This is a genomic window from Micromonospora costi (assembly GCF_003626655.1).
Classification (GTDB): domain Bacteria; phylum Actinomycetota; class Actinomycetes; order Mycobacteriales; family Micromonosporaceae; genus Micromonospora; species Micromonospora costi.
On record NZ_RBAN01000006.1, the window covers coordinates 39158 to 54784 of the forward strand.

16 protein-coding genes are annotated in these 15627 nt (G+C 71.7%); 10 read left to right on the forward strand and 6 right to left on the reverse strand.

All coding sequences use genetic code 11. The features are described from left to right. Positions 1–89: 89 nt before the first annotated feature. From D7193_RS27500 to D7193_RS34940, 3 genes are all read left to right on the forward strand, one after another. Positions 90–2198, forward strand: coding sequence for a M14 family zinc carboxypeptidase (locus tag D7193_RS27500; RefSeq protein WP_120782548.1), 2109 nt, complete (start codon positions 90–92; stop codon positions 2196–2198). Positions 2199–2278: 80 nt separating this feature from the next. Then, positions 2279–2914: a fasciclin domain-containing protein gene (locus D7193_RS27505; protein WP_120782549.1), complete on the forward strand. Its 636-nt coding sequence runs from the start codon at positions 2279–2281 to the stop codon at positions 2912–2914. Further along, positions 2901–3038, forward strand: coding sequence for a pentapeptide repeat-containing protein (locus D7193_RS34940; RefSeq protein WP_120782767.1), 138 nt, complete (start codon positions 2901–2903; stop codon positions 3036–3038). Before D7193_RS27505 ends, D7193_RS34940 begins: the two co-directional genes overlap by 14 nt. Here D7193_RS34940 and D7193_RS27515 read toward each other — a convergent pair. The 3 genes from D7193_RS27515 to D7193_RS27525 form a co-directional block, all read right to left on the reverse strand. After that, entirely contained in the window at positions 3022–4035 is a 1014-nt protein-coding gene (locus tag D7193_RS27515) for a hypothetical protein (RefSeq protein ID WP_241563541.1), read from the reverse strand. The two genes, D7193_RS34940 and D7193_RS27515, sit on opposite strands and share 17 nt — an antisense overlap. Continuing rightward, positions 4028–5032 carry a tyrosine-type recombinase/integrase gene (locus tag D7193_RS27520; protein ID WP_120782551.1) on the reverse strand — a complete coding sequence of 335 codons (1005 nt, stop codon included), beginning with the start codon at positions 5030–5032 and terminating at the stop codon, positions 4028–4030. The genes D7193_RS27515 and D7193_RS27520 overlap by 8 nt, the downstream gene beginning before the upstream one ends. Before the next feature lie 544 nt (positions 5033–5576). Further along, complete coding sequence (locus tag D7193_RS27525; protein WP_120782552.1) at positions 5577–6554, reverse strand: aldo/keto reductase; 978 nt, start codon at positions 6552–6554, stop codon at positions 5577–5579. A 141-nt stretch (positions 6555–6695) separates the two neighbouring features. On the opposite strand from D7193_RS27525, the gene D7193_RS27530 reads away from it, so the two are divergent. Continuing rightward, positions 6696–7121, forward strand: a complete 426-nt coding sequence (locus D7193_RS27530) for a MarR family winged helix-turn-helix transcriptional regulator (RefSeq protein ID WP_120782553.1) — start codon at positions 6696–6698, stop codon at positions 7119–7121. Positions 7122–7165: 44 nt separating this feature from the next. Continuing rightward, on the forward strand, positions 7166–7963 hold the full coding sequence (locus tag D7193_RS27535) for a hypothetical protein (protein WP_147434468.1): 798 nt from the start codon (positions 7166–7168) through the stop codon (positions 7961–7963). Positions 7964–7975: 12 nt separating this feature from the next. Here D7193_RS27535 and D7193_RS27540 read toward each other — a convergent pair whose 3' ends face one another. Beyond that, complete coding sequence (locus D7193_RS27540; RefSeq protein ID WP_206612008.1) at positions 7976–8236, reverse strand: hypothetical protein; 261 nt, start codon at positions 8234–8236, stop codon at positions 7976–7978. Positions 8237–8748: 512 nt separating this feature from the next. On the opposite strand from D7193_RS27540, the gene sigJ reads away from it, so the two are divergent. From sigJ to D7193_RS27555, 3 genes are all read left to right on the forward strand, one after another. After that, positions 8749–9639, forward strand: coding sequence for an RNA polymerase sigma factor SigJ (gene sigJ / locus D7193_RS27545; RefSeq protein WP_120782555.1), 891 nt, complete (start codon positions 8749–8751; stop codon positions 9637–9639). A 146-nt stretch (positions 9640–9785) separates the two neighbouring features. After that, complete coding sequence (locus tag D7193_RS27550) at positions 9786–10280, forward strand: cupin domain-containing protein (protein WP_120782556.1); 495 nt, start codon at positions 9786–9788, stop codon at positions 10278–10280. A 120-nt stretch (positions 10281–10400) separates the two neighbouring features. Then, complete coding sequence (locus tag D7193_RS27555) at positions 10401–10859, forward strand: carboxymuconolactone decarboxylase family protein (RefSeq protein ID WP_120782557.1); 459 nt, start codon at positions 10401–10403, stop codon at positions 10857–10859. Here the strand turns inward: D7193_RS27555 and D7193_RS27560 are convergent. Continuing rightward, positions 10831–11610, reverse strand: coding sequence for a hypothetical protein (locus D7193_RS27560; RefSeq protein WP_120782558.1), 780 nt, complete (start codon positions 11608–11610; stop codon positions 10831–10833). The two genes, D7193_RS27555 and D7193_RS27560, sit on opposite strands and share 29 nt — an antisense overlap. A 234-nt stretch (positions 11611–11844) precedes the next feature. Here D7193_RS27560 and D7193_RS27565 point away from each other — a divergent pair, with 234 nt between their 5' ends. Together D7193_RS27565 and D7193_RS27570 are read left to right on the forward strand one after the other, a co-directional pair. Then, complete coding sequence (locus tag D7193_RS27565; protein ID WP_241563543.1) at positions 11845–12756, forward strand: aminoglycoside phosphotransferase family protein; 912 nt, start codon at positions 11845–11847, stop codon at positions 12754–12756. 103 nt (positions 12757–12859) lie between these two features. Continuing rightward, positions 12860–13849 (forward strand): hypothetical protein, encoded by a 990-nt coding sequence (locus tag D7193_RS27570; RefSeq protein WP_120782559.1) that lies wholly within the window; start codon positions 12860–12862, stop codon positions 13847–13849. Between the two features lie 67 nt (positions 13850–13916). Here the strand turns inward: D7193_RS27570 and D7193_RS27575 are convergent, their stop codons facing one another. Next, positions 13917–15515 (reverse strand): beta-N-acetylhexosaminidase, encoded by a 1599-nt coding sequence (locus D7193_RS27575; protein ID WP_120782769.1) that lies wholly within the window; start codon positions 15513–15515, stop codon positions 13917–13919. Positions 15516–15627: the final 112 nt, after the last annotated feature.

A 15627-nucleotide genomic window follows, 5' to 3' on the forward strand; every position in this document is an offset into this window, starting at 1 on the left:
TTCCCTCAAGATCGTTGCGCCGTCGATCCATGACGATCATGCTGGTCCAAACCGCGTCACGGTCAACCAGACCTCGCCATGGAGGCCATGTGAGACGCCAGCGCACCATCCTGATCGCACTGTCCACCCTGCTCGCCGCGAGCCTCACCACGCTGGCCACCCCGGCCAGCGCCCAGGAGGCCGCCGCCGAGCCCAACCAGGTCACCAACCTCACCGTCCGGCAGGCCGACGGGTACGCCACCCTCGCCTGGCAGCCGGTCGACGGCGCCACCGACTACCAGATCGAACGCACCCCCGTCGACGCCAACGGCACCCCCACCGGCGCCGCCACCATCGTCGGCATCTGGCGCCCCAACCGGCAGATCAACCAGGAGTCACCCACCTTCGCCGACGCCGGCTTCAACCCCGGCGACCGGTTCCAGTGGCGCGTACGGGCCCGCTTCGACACCACCGAGCAGCCCTACTCCACGCCCGTCACCGGCACCACCACCGCCCCCTGGGGCAACCCCAACGTCGCCGGCGAGCAGCTGCGCACCCAGTGGGAGACCAGCCACGCCGCGCAGTACACCAGCGACACCGAGGAGTACGCCTACACCGCCGCCATCGACGAACTCAGCGACCGCGTCCGCGTCGTCGAGATCGGCCGCACCGTCAAGGACCGGCCGATCAACATGTTCGTCATCGGCTACCCCACCCCGCCGGCCACCCCGGAAGCCGTCGCCGCCACCTCACCCGCGGCCATCAACTGCAACGTCCACGGCAACGAGCCCGGCGACCGCGAAGCCTGCCTCATCATGGCCCGGCAACTCGCCTTCAGCACCGACCCGCGGGTCATCGACCTGCTCAGCCACACCACCGTGCTGATCGTCCCCACCATCAACGGTGACGGACGTGCCGCCAACACCCGCGGCAACTCCACCGGCCAGGACCTCAACCGCGACTACTCGCTGATCCGCCAGCCGGAAACCGCCGCGTACGTCAACATGGTCCGCCAGTACCGGCCCATCGCCGGCTACGACGGCCACGAGTACGGCAACTCCCGCGCCGGCGACCTGCCCATGCTGCCGCCGCGCCACCAGAACGTCGCCCAGCCGATCTTCGACGAGTCCATGGACATGATCGAAGGCCACATGTACACCAAGGGCGCCGAGGACGGCTGGTGGCCCTGCCCCTACGGCTGCGACGGCGGAGGCAGCGTCGGCCTCGGCGAGGAGACCATCCTCCGCAACACCCTCGGCCTGAAGAACGTCGTCAACTCGCTGCTCGAACTGCGCAGCTCCGGCGGACAGACCCGCCCCGACGAGGGCAACACGGCCAACAACCGCCGCCGCAAGACCTTCTCCGCCCTCTGGACCTTCCAGCAGTTCCTCGACTACCACCGCGCGAACCTGCCCGCCATCAAGCAGGGCCGCGCCGAGGCCATCGCCTTCCAGGCCTCCAACACCGGCCGCCTCGTCTTCCGCGGCTCCCGACCCATCCCCGCCCACCCGGCGCCGCACCCCGGCAGCAGCCCGCCGCCGATCGACGCCCCGCCGGCCGACCTCATCCTCGACAACGCCCCCTGCGCCTACCGGCTCACCGAGGAGCAGTACCACGGCGCCCGCACCGACGGCCCCACCGGCGCCGTCACCACCGCCGCCGAGCGCATCGCCGACCACGGCTGGAAGGTCATCAAGGTCGGCGACAGCTACTACGTCCCGCTCAACCAGCCCGAACGCGGCCTCATCCCGCTGCTCCTCGACGGGCAGGGCGTGGAGAACCTCGTCGACGGCGAGCGGATCTACCCGACCCTCACCGGCCCGCGCACCGGCCCGCTGACCGTCACCGGATTCGCCTGCCTCGACGACGCCACCATCACCGGACCGGTCACCGTCCGCTCCGGCGCGGCGCTCGTCACCACCGGCACCACCATCACCGGCCCGGTCAACGCCAGCGGCGCCGCCGGCGTCATGCTCGCCGACACCAAGGTCACCGGCCCGGTCCGCGTCAGCGGCACCACCGACGCGATCTCCCTGATCGACCTCACCGTCACCGGCCCCGTCGACCTGTCCGCCAACCGCACCGACAACCAGCCGCTGCTCGTCGGCAACACGGTCAACGGCCCGCTGGCCTGCGCCGGCAACACCACCGCACCGACCAACCTCACCATCGACAACACCGTGACCGGCCCCCGCGCCGGCCAGTGCGCCACCCTGTGACACCCACCCGGTGAACGTGCCGGCAGGGCGGACCACCAGCCGCCCTGCCGGCACCCACCGTCACCCCCCAGGAGACCGTCGTGTCGTACCCCCGCACCCGCCACCCGCGGCGCGCCGGCGCCCTCCTCGCGGCGGCCCTGCTGCTCACCGTCACCGCCTGCACCGGCGACCCGCACCAACCCGACACCACACCCGTCGCCGCCCAGATCAGCGGCCCGCTCTGCGCCGCCCTGCCCGCCGGCGACGAACCCGGCAACCCCACCTACCTCGCCGGGCAACCCGTCGCCACCGCCCTGCAGTGGATGCCCACCCTCACCACCTTCGAGGCGGCCCTGCGCACCAGCGGGCTCCTTCCCGACCTCGAACACGACGGCATCACCCTCCTGGCACCCAGCGACGACGCCTTCGCCACGAAGTTCTCCGACGACACCTGGGACGCCCTCATGACGAAGGACCAGGACAAGCTCCGCACCCTCGTCAAGGCCCACCTCATCGCCGGCACCCACACCCTCGACGAGCTCGCCGACGACGGCACCGCCACCACCCTCGACGGCGCCACCCTCACCGTCACCCGCACCGGCGACACCACCCGCTTCGGCGACAAGGCCGACGCCGTCTGCGGCGACTACCAGGCCACCCGCGCGCGCATCCACATCATCAACACCGTCCTCGGCCCGCTACCCACCGACGCCGGCGGCAGGGATCACCGCGGCTGACGTCACCGCGGCTCACGTCACCGCGGCGGATCTCACCGCGGCGGATCTCACCGCGGCGGATCTCACCGCGGCGGATCTCACCGCGGCGGATCTCACCGCGGCGGATCTCACCGCGGCGGCGTGACGATCCGCCCGGCCACCGACCACCACCCGGGCACCGCCGCCAGGGCCTCGTCCGCGCGACGCCGCCGGTCACCCACCGACGCCACCCCCAGGTCCGCCAACGCCGCCTCGAACAACGGCAGCAACCGCACACCCCACTCCGGCGCGTCCGCCGCCAGGATCGCGTGACACCGCGCGTACGTCGCGACGATCCAGAACATCGCCTCCCGGTGCCGACCCGCCTCGACCAGCTCACGCGAACCGTCCACCACCACCGGCCGCCCCGCCACCGTCACGTCCGCGCTGAACGGGAACCGGGTCCGCGCCACCGACGCCGCGACGTCGAACGTCCGCGCCAACCCCGCCAGGTGCTCCCGCACCCGCCCCGCCGGCACCCCACCCCCATCGAGCAGGCCGAGCAGCTCCGGATAACGGTCGGCCAGACCGTACGCGGCCAACACCTCCCGTGCCACCACGTACCGCCGCCGCACCGTCGGATTCCGCAACCCCGCCACCACCGGCACCAACGCCAGCAGCGACGTCGGGAACAACCACCGGGTCACCTGCTCGTGCAACGGCCCCGCACCGTCGAGCGCCCGCAGCCCCTCCTCGACCCGCCGGCGCACCCCCGCACATCGCCGCCACACCCACACCGGATCCGCGAACCCCACCGCCACCCGGTCCCGCAACGCCGCCAACCGCCCCGTCGGATCCACGATCACCGTGTCCGTACGGAACGAGGGCGCGAACACCCACGACCCCAGCACATCCTCCGGACCGCCCAACTCGTCCCACGTGACGGCGCTGACCTCCAGCAACACCCCCTCGTGCCGGAACTTGCCCTCCTTCGCCGCCGGCTCCTCCCGCACCAGCAGCACGTCCACATCCGACGACGACGGCAGCACCGCCTCCGCCGGCAACCCCACCGTCGACCCGCTGAAGAACGCCCCCCGTACCCCCGGGTCCCGGCCGGCCCGCTCGCGCACCCACCGCGCGGCCACCGACCGCGCCTCACCCACCCGCACCGGTCACCTCCGGACGGCCGCCCACCAGACCGGCCAGCGCGCGGTTGGTCCTGTTGGACCGCACCGCGGCACGCTGCTGCCCGGCCGTCACCTCGATGTACGCCTGCGACGACGTCAACGACGCATGCCCCAACAACCGCATGATCTCCGCCGCGCTCGCCCCGTCCTCGGCCAGCCGGGTCGCGAACGTGTGCCGCAACGCGTGCAACCGCGCCCCCCGCGGCACCCGGTCGACGATGCCCGCCCGCCGGTAACACGACTCCACCAGGTACTGCAGCCCACCCCGGCGCAACGGCTCACCGTGCCGGTCCACCAACAGCGGCGCGTCCGGCCGTACGCTCCGCGCCCCGAACCGGCGCCGCCGGCTGTCCAGGTAGTCGGTCAACACCCGGTCCACCCCGTCCTCGATCGGCACCGTACGCGGCCGACCGCCCTTGCCCGCCACCTCCACCCGCCGCTCGCCCGCACGGCCACCCACCGACGCCACCCGCAGCGCCAGCAACTCCGACAGGCGCAGCCCCGCGCACAGCGCCAGCGCCAGCACGGCGAGGTCCCGCTCCGGCCAGGGATCCCGCTGCCGCCCGGCCGCCTGCGCCACCGCGGCCAGCAACTCCTCGGGGGTGTCCTCGCCGCGCAGCGGTTTCGGCTGGGGGAGCGGCGCCCGGGGGCGGCCCACCGCCGGCATCGGATTTCCCGGTACGGCACCCTCGGCGACCAGGAACGTGAAGAAACTGTTCCAGGTTGACCAGGCCCGGTGGACGGACGCCGCGGCGCGGGCGCCGGCGAACCGGGCGAACGCCGCCCGCAGCAGGCGGGGGGAGAGGGCGTCGAGGGGGAGGGGAGCGGCCTCAGTCTCCCCGGCCAGCGCCGCCACCGTACGCAGGTCCCGCCGGTACGCCTCGAGGGTGTGCGGGGAGGGCTTGCGCGTCGCCCGGGCGGTCAGGAACTCCTCGATCCAGTACTCAACCGATTCGTCCTTTTTGTCATGCATAAGGCATATTATGCAGCATTTTCACGTTGCCGGACAAGCGAGGGGAGGGCCGGACGTCGGGGCGACAGGTCGACCGGGCGGGTCGCCCCGCCTTAATCGACACCAGATCGCCGAAAGTGCGGTATCCCACGGCGCGAGACCCCGCAACATCGGCGAAGTGGTGTCGATCAACGCAGGGGGCAGGGCGCGAGTCCCGAATGGACGGGACCCGACCAAGGTCGGCCGCCGGTGATACGGGTGCGCCGGACACCGGCACGCTCGGCGTCGCCCGTGACACCGCCGCAGCGGGCGCTGACCTGCGCAACGGCGCCCGGCGCGACTGACGTGCGTCAGGGCTCGGCCGTCACGAGGCGCGGTCGACGGGCCCTGGAGGCGTTCACGCGATCGGCGCCTCTCGCCGGCGTACGCCCCTTCCGAGGGAGGGTCGGATCCGCTCTACTTGACATAATGTACATTATCGAATCTGCGCGACTCCGGTTCCAGGAAGTCGCGGTGTCCCGTCCGCCTCGACAGCGCGACTTCCTGGAAGTCGAGTCGCTCGCGGTCAACGCTCCAGCAGGCGCAGGGCGGCTTCGTCGTGGGTGTCGCCGACGGCGGGCGGAAGGTTGTCGAGCTTCTCCATCTGTTCCGCGGTCAGTTCGACGGCGTCGGCGGCGGTGTTCTCCTCGACACGTGCCACGCGCTTGGTGCCCGGGATGGGGGCGACGTCGTCACCGCGGCTCAGCAGCCAGGCCAGGGCGATCTGCGCCGGGGTGGCGCCCGCTTCGGCGGCGATGGCCTGCACCTCGTCCGCGATACGCAGGTTGCGCTGGAAGTTCTCGCCGGTGAAGCGCGGGTTGTTCTTCCGCAGGTCGGTGTCGTCGAAGCCGCTGGTCGAGCGGATCTGCCCGGTGAGGAAGCCGCGGCCCATTGGCGAGTAGGGCACGAAGCCGATGTTCAGCTGGCGCAGCAGTGGCAGTACGTGCGTCTCCGGGTGCCGGGTCCACAGGGAGTACTCCGACTGGACGGCGGTGATGGGGTGCACGGCGTGGGCGCGGCGGATGGTCTCCGGTCCGGCCTCGGACAGGCCGATGTAGCGGATCTTGCCCTCGGTGATGAGGTCGGCCAGCGTCCCGATGGTGTCCTCGATGGGGGTGTTCGGGTCGACCCGGTGCTGGTAGTACAGGTCGATGTAGTCGGTGCCCAGCCGCTTGAGTGAGCCGTCGACGGCGGTGCGGATGTTGGCCGGGCTGCTGTCGAGGTGTCCTGGCCCGCCGCCGGCGTGCGAGATCATGCCGAACTTCGTCGCCACGACGGCCTGGTCGCGGCGGCCCTTGAGCGCCTTGCCGAGGAGTTCCTCGTTGAGGTACGGGCCGTAGAACTCGGCGGTGTCCAGGTGCGTGACACCCAGGTCGAGGGCCCGGTGGATGGTGCGGATCGACTCGGCGTCGTCCGTGCCGGCGCCCGTGTAGGCGTAGGACATCGATAGGAGGCCCAGGCCGATACGGGAGACGTCCAGGTCCCCCAGCTTGATGTGCTTCATGACGATTCTCCGTTCCCATAGCGATCTGTACGCCCTGCCGGGCAGGTGGGCGCCGCCGTACCGTCGGGCGGCTGCGCGGACCGAAAGTTACAGCTAGAACAGCTCTAATTGCAACTATCTGAGTTGCAGTAAACTTGTGCGGTGTCCACCGAGCGCGAGACCCAAGCCCAAGCCGACCGCCAGCTGTGCGGGCTGGTCAACGGCCTGGCCAGTCACATCGAAGCGCACCTTCGGGTGCGGGCGGCCACCCTCGGTCTGACCGCCTCGCAGGCCACCGCGCTGCGCGAGTTGACCGGTCCCGTGACCCTGCGTGAACTCGCCGATCGGATGAGCTGCGAGCCGTCCAACGCCACCTTCGTCGCCGACCGCCTCGAAGAGCAGGGCTACCTCGAACGCCACCCGCACCCCGAGGACCGCCGCGCCAAGCAGCTCGTCCTGACCCCCCGGGGCACCGAGCTCCGCGAGCGCCTCCTCGCGTTGCTCGCCGAGGACTCCCCCCTGTCCCCTCTCGGCCCGGAAGAGCGGGACGTGCTGCAGCGGCTCCTCACCCGCGCCCTCGTCCGCTGACCTGCCGGTCCCCCAACCTTGCAATGGCCGCCTAGCATGCGGCCATGAGACGAGCCGCGATGGCCGGATTGGCCGCAGGTGCTCTGCTTCTGCTCGCGTGCTCGGTCGGCGTGGAACCGGACGACGAACCGCGTGCCGACGGTCCGGCCGAGCGTGGCTCCTCAGCTCCCGCCGGGAGCGTCAACGCTGACGCCGCCACGACGGCCGACGCGATAGACCAGCTGCGGGCGGGTACGGCGTTCGTCGATCAGACCAGTTTTCGCGCCGACGTCGACATCGCGAGCCAGATCTCGACCCTCTCGCAGACCGACAACGTCGAGAGGCGCGCCGTCAGCACGGTCTCCGTGGGCGGTCGCGGCTGGGAGATCCGGATGATCGACGAGGACGTCTACATGAAGACCGATCTGGACCTGCCGGGCGTCGGTCACGACTGGATGGTCCTCGACCGGGCTCGCGTGCCGTCGGCCTTCGCCCTGAGCTTCGAGCCCGGCAAGAACGATCCCAGCGGCTCGGCGCGCCTGATCAACGCGATCGTCACCGCGCGGGCGGACGGTCCCCGTATCAGCGGGACGCTCGACGTGACCCGAATCGGCAGCGGCAACGGGATCAGCTTCCGGCCGGGGCCAGCGGGAGAGTTTCCCGACAGCGTGCGCAACCAGGCGTTCCACGCGTCGCTGGACGCGGAGGGTCGACTGGTCGATTTCCTGATCCCCGAGGCCAACGGCGCTCCCAGCGCGTCGCTACGGTACAGCGAATTCGGTGCCCCGTTCGAGGTCGTCCGCCCGGACGGTGCGGTGAAGGCTCCCGACGCCCTCTACCCGCAGCTGGGTCTGGGCGGCTGAGGGCGACATCGGTCAGGCGGTCGTGGCCCGTTCGTGGATCTCCACCGCCGTCTCCAGCATCTGCCGGGTGCTGGTGAACCAGTCCTGCAGATTCAGATCCACGATGAGCTCGTCCGCGCCGGCCTCTGCGGCCGTGTGGACGTCGTCCATGATCTGGTCGAGTGTGCCGACGAACGGGGGTCGGTCAGGGCCCGCCGGACGGTCGGTGAAGGTGACGTTGCCCACCACGATCATCTCCATCCGGTCCGTGTCCCGGCCGTACCCGGAAGCCATGTCCCGGATGCGGTCCCAGCTCGCGAGCAGGTCCGCGGCTCCGGCCGGCCCGGTTCGGGAAGGAACGGCAGCCAGCCGTCGGCGCGCCTGTTGATGCGTTCCACGGCCTTGGAGCCCCGGCCGATGGTGCTGCCACCGCGTCCACAGACTGGCGTATCCGGCGGCTTCGGCCGTTCTGGCCGCTTCGACCAGGTCGTGTTGGAGGTCGGTTCCCAATCTCTGGGGCCGGCGAAGTCCGAGTTTCATTGTGAGGCCTCTGAGGTGGTCGGGATGGTCGTGGCCGTGCGTTCTCAGAGTTCCTTCCCGCCCCGCAACGGCAACTGGCGGTCCTCCCCCGCCTGGCTGACAGCCTCGCGTGACCGATCCGACCGGCACACCCCACCACCGTGCCCCAGGCACTGCCGGAGGCCACGCATCTGTGCGGGCTGGCTCGCTTGCGCGGAGCTGTCTTCGAGAATCCCGAGTTCGGATGACTACGCTGGATCCGCAAGCTGGAGGAGGTTGCGATCTGCATGGGTGACTCGCGCGGGCCCGGACGGTCGGAGCAGGAGGATCCGCTCGGAGCCGGATGGGAGAGGCACCGGCCCGCCGTCTTCGGTGTGGCCTACCGGCTGCTGGGGAGTGTGGCCGACGCCGAGGATGTGACCCAGGACGTGTGGCTGCGGGCGGCGGGAGCGGACCTGCAGGACATCGGTGATCTGCATGCCTGGCTGGTGACGGTGGCCGCGCGACGGTCGTACGACATCCTCAAGAGCGCCCGTGTGCGGCGGGAGACCTATGTCGGGCCGTGGCTGCCTGAGCCGCTGCTGACCGGGCCGGACGCGTCGCAGCCGGTCCTCGTCGACGAGTCCGTCAGTTCAGCGATGCTGCTGATCATGGAAGAGCTGAGCCCGCCGGAGCGGGTGGCCTTCGTCCTCCACGACGTCTTCGGTCTTGAGTTCGGCCGGATCGCCGAAGTGCTGGACGTCTCCGTGCCGGCTGCCCGGCAGCTTGCCTCGCGGGCACGACGGCGGGTGGCCAACGCGAAGCAGTCCACGCCGCAGGCGTCGAAGGCAGAGCGCGAACGCGTTCTCAGGGTCTTCCGCGCCGCTTACGAGGCCGGGGACCTGGCAGGCCTGGTCAGGCTCCTGCACCCGAACGCCGTCTACGTCACCGACGGCGGGGGCAAGGTCTCGGCGGCACGCAAGCTCATCTACGGCGGCGAGCGCGTCGCCGAGGTCATGGTGCGTACGGGACGCCAGTGGCGCCCGGACCGCATCGACTTCGCCGAGGTTGGCGGCGAACTCGCCCTCGTGTTCCATCGGGAAGGCCGGGTCTACTCCGTCGACACGGTGCAGCTCACAGACGGTCTGATCAGCGCGTACCGCAGGGTCATCAATCCCGACAAACTCGCGCGCGTCTGAGCTGTCACGTCCGGACGGGCTGCCTCGTCTCCCTGATGAGAACGCAGAACGGGCGACGAAGGAATTGGCGCGAGCAGGTGGGATGCCGCTTGAGCCCTGCGTGAGTGGGCTGTGCGCCCGAGTCGCCCCTCCCCAGTAAGGACCGTATGCAAGCCATCACTGTGCGGGGCCGGAACGCGGGTATCGCCGCTGGCCTCCTGGCTGTCGCCACGCTGACCGTGGCCACGGCCTGCTCGACCTCCAACCAGGGCGCTCACGCCGCGGGGCCGGCCACGGCCGCCGCAGCGTCGGCATCGGCGCGGCCCGCCGAGACCCTCAAACCGCTGTTCCAGCAGGCCCTGCCGGATGTGGAGGGAAAGACGTTCACGTCGGCGGTCGTCGAACTTCCACCCAACGCGAGCGCGGCGCCGCACCGGCACGGCCAGGCGTTCGTCTACGCCTACGTCCTCGAAGGCACCGTGCGCAGCAAGCTCGACGACGGGCCCGTGACCACCTTCCACCAGGGCGAGAACTGGGTCGAGCAGCCGGGCACCGACCATGTCCTCACCGAGAACGCCAGCCAGACCGAGCCGGCCGAGCTCCTGGTCGTCTTCGTCTCCGACACCGGAGACAAGCTCAAGGTCGACGACCCGAAGTCATAGCCCGGGGGCACGCAGCGGGCGGCACAGGCTGCCTGAAATCTGTCCCTGCCATTCATTCAGCGCCACCAGGACGCGCCCGAAGGGCGCGGCGCAGATCGTACGAACGGATCAGAAGGAACCATGACCGAACGTCAGCGTGTCAACATCGGCGAGCAGCACCCCGCCTCCTACAAGGCCCTCATCGCCCTGTCGTCGGAGGCGGACGAGGCCGCCGCCGCGGCGGGCCTCGACCCGCTCCTGGTCGAGCTGGTGAGGATCCGCACCTCCCAGATCAACGGCTGCGCGTTCTGCCTGCGCATGCACACCCGCGATGCCCTCAAGAAGGGCGAAAACCCCGACCGGATCGCCGTACTGCCCGCCTGGGCGGAGACGGACTACTTCTCCGCGACCGACCGCGCCGCCCTCCGCCTGGCCGAGGCGATCACACTCGTTCCGCAGGGGCACGTCAGCGACGAGGACTTCGATGCCGCCGCGGGCGTACTCACCGCCGACCAGGTCTCGGCAGTCGCCTGGCTGGTGACGGTGATGAACGCCTGGAACCGCGTCGCGATCACCAGCCGGTACCGCGTCGGCAGCTGACGCCGGCGGCGAGCACCGGCCGGGCGGGCTGGGACGGCTCAGGATGGATGAGACGTGACAGCCCGCCCGGCCGCCCGAGGCGTCCGGGCGAGGCCACTCCGCCACTCCGCCGTGCCGCCACGGTCACGCCGACGATCCAGACGATCGCCACCAGCCGCCACAGCGGTTCGAGCCTCAGCAGCGGCGGCCACACGATCGACACCACGGACACGGCGACCAGCGGCCCGGCCCACCGCCCGTAGCGGAACACCCACCGGCCGCGGGTACGACGGCGCAGGCCGGCGACGGAGGACGCGGTGACGAACACGGCGAGGCCGGCGAGGTGCACTGCTCCCCCACACAGCAGGGTCGCCGTGCCGAGCGCGGACACGACGCCGGCGTCGGCCCGTTCGGCCACGGCGGCCAGGCTGACCGACGTGAGGACGGACAGCAGCAGGAAACCGGCCGCGGCCGCGTTACCCCAGGCGGCCACGCGACCCAGCCGGTCCGGGCGGTCCAGCCCGTCCGGGCGATTCGGCCACAGGCTGCGATGCAGCCCGCGCCCGAACAGGTACAGGGCGACGGCGGCGAGCACCTGGAGCGCGCTCTGCGCGACGACGGCGGGCAGGTTGTGCCCGTAGAAGGCGCGCAGGTCCGCCACCGACGCGTCGGGCAGGTACAGCGTGTCGCCGGTCGCCAGCGCGCCGCCGACCACGATGCTGGCTACGAAGGCGACCACGAACGCCGGGCCGAACCAAGCCCACCGTCGCATGTGGACCAACCCCTTTCCCGATCCGGAAGACTGTGGGGGTCGATCGTGCCGCCGTGGCCGTCGGCTGCCGTCCGCGCCGGAGCGCCACCTGCCGTACGCCCCGGCGCGTAGGCCGCCGGCGGCGCTACGTCGGTGGCGGTACTCGCCCGCGCCCGGGTTGGTGCCAAATTCGTTTGCCGCCAAACGGCCCCGACCGGTGGACTGACCCTGACCGACGATCGAGGGTGAGGTGTCGTGCCGGACGCGCTGATGCACGAGGGCCAGCTCGCGGTGTCCCTTCGGACGGTGCGTGAGCTGGTGGACGCGCAGTTCCCGCAGTGGCGGGAGCTGCCGGTGCGGCGGGTGTCCTCGCACGGGACGGTCAACGCCATCGTCCGTGTCGGGGACCGGTTGACGGCGCGGTTTCCCCTTCAGCCCTGCCCGCTGGAGGAGGCGTGGCGCTGGCTGGAGCGTGAGGCGGAAGCGGCGCGGGAGCTGCTGGGGCGTACGCGCTTCCCGACGCCCGAGCCGGTCGCTCTCGGTGAGCCCGGTGCCGGCTACCCGCTTCCGTGGTCGGTGCAGACGTGGGTGCCCGGTGCGGTGGCCACCGACCAGGATCCGGGTGACTCGTACGGGTTCGCGGAGGATCTGGCCGAGTTCGTCGCCGGGGTGCGCGCGATCGACACGCGGGGGCGTACGTTCGGCGGTCAGGGTCGCGGTGGTGAGCTGCCCGCGCACGAGGAGTGGGTGCAGACCTGTTTCCGGCGCAGCGAGGGGTTGCTGGACGTGCCGGCGCTGCGCCGCATCTGGACGGCGATGCGGGATCTGCCGCGCGGCGGGCCGGATGTGATGAACCACGGTGACCTCATCCCGGGCAATGTCCTGGTGTCCGGCGGGCGTTTGGCGGGGGTGCTCGACGTGGGCGGGCTGGGGCCTGCGGACCCGTCCCTCGACCTGGTGGGGGCGTGGCACCTGCTGGAACGCGGGCCGCGGCAGGCGCTGCGGCGGGCCCTGGGCTGCGACGATGTCGAGTGGGAGCGCGGCCGGGCGTGGGCGTTCGTGCAGGCGCTGGGCCTCGTGTGGTACTACGACCGGACCAACCCGGCCATGAGTGGGATGGGTCGGCGGACGTTGGCGCGGATCGTGGACGACCCGCCGACGGTGTGAGCGGGCGGGCGTCCCAGATCTGACAGCCGGTGGTGGGCGTGGTCGGGGGCCGGTGGTGGGAGCATCGGCCTGTCCCGTCGACCCGCCACCCCGGGGAGGACCGATGCCTCACTCCGCCACCCGCGCGACGGTCGTCGTCGCCGGTCTGTTGGCCGCCGTGGCCGTGGCTCCGGTGTCCCCCGCCGGGGCGTTTCCCCGCCCGCGCGTGCCGTCCTGCGCCATCGAGACGCTCGCGCAACCGGCGGGCATGTACCGCACCGAGGCGTACGCGGTGGATCCGTCCGGCCGGTACGTGGCCGGCGGTGCCCTGCGGGTGACCGACGAGGGCACGGAGTCGTTCGTGTTGCTGTGGGACCGGGGGCGGCTGCGCACGATCGCGTCGCCACTGGGTGAGTACGTGGTCGACGTGAACATCCGGGGCGTGGTGGTCGGGAACGGCCACGTCGACGGCAGGAGCCAGCCGTGGACGTACCACGGCGGTGTCTTCACCCACCTGGCGACGCTGCCCGGCGGCGTCTTCGCCGACGCGGTCAACGCGCGGGGCGACGTGGTGGGCTACGGCTACGACGAGGTGAGCGGGGAGCCGTTCGCGGTGCGCTGGCCGGCGTCCCGGCCGGGCACGGTCGAGCGGTTGGACGCGCCGGCGGGTGCGATGGCGTTGGGGATCACCCGCGACGGCAGCATCGTGGGCACGGCGGGTGGGCCAGAAGACTTCACCGGCTGGGTGCGGCGGCCCGGCGGCGCGTACGACACGCTGACGGTGCCGGGGGCCCGTTCCGTGCAGGTCGACGCGGCGCAGGGCCGGTGGGTGGTCGGCCGTGCGGACCTGGCCGACGGCAGCCACGTCCCGGTGCGGTGGAACCTGCGGACGGGCCGGTACGCGGCGCTCGCCCCGGAGGTCGGGGTGCTCACCGACGTCAACGGGCGGGGTGTGGCCATCGGAGGCGAGTGGGTGGTGCGGGGCGCCACGGCCCGCCAGTTGCCCGGCGGCGGTGCCCGGACGGTGGGTGCGCGGGCCATCGCCGACGACGGCACGGTGGTGGGTTTCCGCAACGACGGGCGGGTCAGCGCGGTGCGGTGGACGGGCTGCTGAGCGTCCGCCGCGTGCGGTCGTGCGACGGCCCCCGGCCTCCGGGCCGGGGGCCGTGCGCGGGGTCGGGTCAGGCCCAGGGCACCTGCGCGGACGGGTAGAAGTCCACGTCCTGCAGGCGCCAGCGCGGTGCCTGCTCCCCCAGCCGGGTGCGGAAGGATTCCCAGTCGTGGCTGGCCGCCGTGGACCAGCCGAGTTCGGCGATCGCGGGCAGGCGCGGGAACGCCATGTACTCGATGTCGTCGATGCTGCGCAGGGTCTCCGACCACAGTGGCGCCTCGACGCCGAGGACCGCGTCCTCGCCGACGCCGGCGACTCGGGTGGCGGGGTCCCAGTCGTAGGCGGTGCGGACCTCGATGTAGCCGGCCCAGGACAGGCCGAGCGGGGTGTTGCGGTCGTACTTCATGTCGAGGTAGGCCTTGTTCGCCGGTGACATGACGACCTTGTTGCCGCGCGCGGCGGCCTCGGCGAGGTCGGCGTTGGTGGTGCCGGTGCCCCAGTACTGGGCGACCACGTCGGCGGCCGGGTCGGCCTTCATGATCTCGTTCCAGCCGTAGGCGCGCTTGCCGTACTTGCTGACGAGGGGCAGGACGCGCTGCACGAAGGTGCGGTAGTCCTCGTCGGTGGTGGCGTGGGCCTCGTCGCCGCCGATGTGCAGGTACGGGCCGGGGGTGATCTCGGCGAGTTCGCGGATGACGTCCTCGACGAACCGGTAGGTCAGCTCGTCGTGAATGCACAGGGAGCTGTAGCCGACGGCCGTGTCGGTGCGCGGCGGCGTGGCGACCTTGTCGCAGTTCAGTTCGGCGTACGTGGACTGGGCGGCGTTGGTGTGTCCGGGCATGTCGATCTCGGGGATGACCGTGATGTGGCGTGCGGCGGCGTACGCGACGACGGCCTTGTAGTCGGCCTTCGTGAGGTAGCCGGGGCCGACGCCGTCGACGCCGGTTCCGGGCCCGCCGCCGACGGTGGTGAGCAGCGGCCAGGAGTCGATCTGGATGCGCCAGCCCTGGTCGTCGCTCAGGTGCAGGTGCAGGTAGTTGATTTTGTACTGGCTGAGCAGGTCGACGTACGTCTTGATCTCGTCGACGGTGTGGAAGTGTCGGGCCAGGTCGAGCATCGCGCCGCGGTAGGCGAAGCGGGGGTGGTCGACGATGCGGCCGCCGGGGACGGTCCAGGTGGTGCGCTGCCGCTGCGGGGCCTCGATCTGGGCGGGGAGGAGCTGGCGCAGGGTCTGGGTGCCGGCGAAGAGGCCGGCCGCGGTGTTGGCCCGGATCGTGACGCCGCGGCGGGTGACGTCGAGTTGGTAGCCCTGTTGGCCGACGCGGGCGTCGGCCCCGCCGAGGAGCAGGGCGATCTCGGGCAGGGGTGTGAACGGGACGGGCAGGACGGGCAGCGGGTAGCCGGTGGCCGGCCGCAGGGTGTCGGCGAGTTGCCGGCCGACCTGGCGGGCGGCGGCGGAACCCGGTGTGGTGCGGATGACGGTCAGCGGGCTGAGGATGAACGTGCCGCGGGGGTCGGGGCGGGTCTCGACGGGTGCGGGGATGACGTCGCTGAGTTGGCGGGTGGGTGCCGCGGCGGGTGCGGCGGCCGCGGGGGCCGCCGTGACGGTCAGGGGCAGGGTGAGGACGGCTGCGGCCAGCAGCCGGGTGACGGTGTGTCGGCGACGCACGGAGACCTCCAAGCGCTCGTCGTGATCGGTGGTGGTCGATCGATCCGCACGCTACCCGCGCCCCACCTGGACTGTAAACCTTCCTTAACGATGCGTGTCGTGCCAACGGGCG

Coding starts and splice junctions, on each gene's coding strand:
- D7193_RS27525 (WP_120782552.1), bottom strand. CDS start 6,554: ATGAAGCACATCAAGCTGGGGGACCTGGACGTCTCCCGTATCGGCCTG.
- D7193_RS27540 (WP_206612008.1), bottom strand. CDS start 8,236: ATGGCTTCCGGGTACGGCCGGGACACGGACCGGATGGAGATGATCGTG.
- D7193_RS27570 (WP_120782559.1), top strand. CDS start 12,860: ATGCCTCACTCCGCCACCCGCGCGACGGTCGTCGTCGCCGGTCTGTTG.
- D7193_RS27555 (WP_120782557.1), top strand. CDS start 10,401: ATGACCGAACGTCAGCGTGTCAACATCGGCGAGCAGCACCCCGCCTCC.
- D7193_RS27520 (WP_120782551.1), bottom strand. CDS start 5,032: ATGCATGACAAAAAGGACGAATCGGTTGAGTACTGGATCGAGGAGTTC.
- sigJ (WP_120782555.1), top strand. CDS start 8,749: ATGGGTGACTCGCGCGGGCCCGGACGGTCGGAGCAGGAGGATCCGCTC.
- D7193_RS27550 (WP_120782556.1), top strand. CDS start 9,786: ATGCAAGCCATCACTGTGCGGGGCCGGAACGCGGGTATCGCCGCTGGC.
- D7193_RS27535 (WP_147434468.1), top strand. CDS start 7,166: ATGAGACGAGCCGCGATGGCCGGATTGGCCGCAGGTGCTCTGCTTCTG.
- D7193_RS27560 (WP_120782558.1), bottom strand. CDS start 11,610: ATGCGACGGTGGGCTTGGTTCGGCCCGGCGTTCGTGGTCGCCTTCGTA.